This window comes from Acidisphaera rubrifaciens HS-AP3, from assembly GCF_000964365.1.
Lineage (GTDB): Bacteria > Pseudomonadota > Alphaproteobacteria > Acetobacterales > Acetobacteraceae > Acidisphaera > Acidisphaera rubrifaciens.
This window is the reverse complement of the sequence record NZ_BANB01000864.1, coordinates 1-617: the sequence shown is the minus strand read 5'-3', so window position 1 is coordinate 617 and position 617 is coordinate 1. Positions and strand designations below refer to the sequence as shown.

The 617-nt window shown below is 74.7% G+C and carries 2 protein-coding genes; both read left to right on the top strand.

The window, feature by feature from the left end; all coding sequences use genetic code 11:
- Nucleotides 1–340, top strand: a 340-nt coding sequence (locus tag B8460_RS18600) for a PDZ domain-containing protein (protein ID WP_048863116.1), incomplete at its 5' end; no start/stop codon positions are given.
- Nucleotides 341–386: 46 nt separating this feature from the next.
- Nucleotides 387–617 (top strand): hypothetical protein (locus B8460_RS18595; RefSeq protein ID WP_048863115.1); only part of this gene is annotated, 231 nt, incomplete at its 3' end.

The window sequence follows — 617 nt, the reverse complement described above, 5'->3', positions numbered from 1 at the left end:
GACGAGCGGCGGCAGCCGGCCGAGCGGCTGGGTCGGCGTCGCGCTGCAGCCCGTCGAAATACCGTCGGCGCTGCGCGGGGCGGCCGGACAGGCGGCCGGGCTGATGATCCTCAGCCTCGCGCCCGAGGGACCGGCCGAGACGGCGGGCCTACTGCCGGGCGACATTCTTCTGGACTGTGACGGCGAAAGCCTTGCGTCCCCGCGGGCGATTCGGGGCATGCTGGGGCCCGACAAGGTCGGACAGACCCTGGCAGTGCGCCTGCTGCGCGCCGGCACGGTGCAGACGGTCCCCCTGCCCGTCCGCGCCCGGCCCGAACGCGGCGCCTGCGGGGCGGGGTGACGAACGGACACGCCGTGCCCACATCGGTCCCATGATGGGAGAGGCCATGACTGGCGACGCGATCGACACCGACCATCGGATGCAGCAGGTCCCCGGGGTTCTGCGCGTTGCCCTTCATGCCCGCGATCCCGGGCGGCTGGGCGCGCTGCTGGCAGCCCTCGCGACCGAGGGCGTGGAGGCCGACGCCGACGCGCCGGTGCTGCTCGCCGACCTCCTGCCGGGCGAGCCGGTGCCCGACAACCGCCCGCTGCTGGTGCTCTTGACCGACGAGTCGGCC